Here is a 1,274-nt window from a genome sequence, read left to right as displayed (position 1 = left end):
TGATGTGTGCTGAATTAGCAGGAGACTTTCACTTGGGAGATTCTAGGCAGCTAACCGATAAAAGTCTTCTGCCATTTGATTTGGTGTCTTAAAATCCAAGCCTTTTTGAATTCTTCGCTGATTATAAAATAACTCTATATATTTTGTAATATCCGCTTTGGCTTCTTCCCTTGTTTTGTAGTTGCGATGATGGACTAGTTCATTTTTGAGTATGCCCCAGAAACTCTCTATCGGTGCATTATCAAAGCAGTCGCCTTTTTTGCTCATTGAACCCTGAAAATCAAATTTCTCAAGTAAGTTTCGATATTCATTACTGCAATATTGGCTGCCTCTATCTGAATGTACAATGAGATCTTTAGCAGGTTTCTGATTGCGAATAGCCATATTCAATGCATCACAAACAAGCTTGGCTGTCATGCGCTCATTTAAGCTATAGCCAACAACCTGTTTCGTGTAAAGATCTTTGACAGCTGCCAAGTACAACCAGCCCTCAGCCGTCCAAATGTAGGTAATGTCACTCGACCACGCAAGATTAGGCTTCGTCATTGAAAACTGTTGCTTGAGTAAATTGTCATAAATAGAACGGTTGTGATCACTGTTCGTGGTTCTTTTGAAACGCTTATGGCGCTTACAATACAACTGATTTGATTTTTTTATTTGGCGCACAGCATACGTACTTATTTTGATACCTTGCGCTTGTAAATGCTTGGTTAATCGAACATAGCCATAGCTTTGTTTGGTTTCTTCATGGGCTATTTTGACCAAAATTGTCTGCTGATTTCGCTGAATTGATCTTTTACTCATGCCTCGCTTTAGCCAATCATAAAAGCGAGAAACGGATACACGAAGTAATCGAGCCATTAAAATAATCGGAAATAAGTGGCTTTGCGATTTCATATAGGCGTACCTCACTGACTTTCTTTGGCAAAGTACGCTGCTGCCTTTTTTAAAAATTCACGTTCCATTTCAGCTGTTTTGAGCTGTTGTTTAAGCTTCTTATTTTCTTCGAGTAAGGCGTTTAGATCGGGCGAATACTGTTTTGTGCCTGCTAAAGTTCCAGCCTTTGCTTTGTTATTCCAGTTCGAAAGGGTTTGCATTGAAATGCCAAGTTGTCTAGCGGATTCCGATACATTACCTTGGTTCTCTTCAATGGCTTTTATGGCTTCAGCTTTAAATTCTGCGGTGTAAGTCTTCTGTTTCTTGCTCATGGTAAACTCCTAATGAGTATGTATAGTTTACCAAGTTAAACCCTCCTGTTTTTTAAGCACACATCA

At 39.1% G+C, this 1,274-nt stretch carries 1 protein-coding gene; it reads right to left on the bottom strand.

Annotation, left to right across the window (positions count from 1 at the left end):
• Nucleotides 1-42: 42 nt before the first annotated feature.
• Nucleotides 43-1,208, bottom strand: a protein-coding gene (locus FTU64_RS16215) for an IS3 family transposase (protein ID WP_119285041.1) whose coding sequence is annotated in 2 segments (ribosomal slippage) — nt 43-950 and nt 950-1,208 — 1,167 coding nt in all. Because the reading frame shifts where the segments join, the coding sequence is not laid out codon by codon here.
• Nucleotides 1,209-1,274: the final 66 nt, after the last annotated feature.

Origin of the sequence: Acinetobacter sp. YH12128 (assembly GCF_013418655.1) — a bacterium.
In the GTDB taxonomy this organism is placed as follows: domain Bacteria; phylum Pseudomonadota; class Gammaproteobacteria; order Pseudomonadales; family Moraxellaceae; genus Acinetobacter; species Acinetobacter amyesii.
The sequence above is the reverse complement of the archived record's forward strand: the minus strand, read 5'-3'. Positions and strand labels throughout refer to the sequence as shown.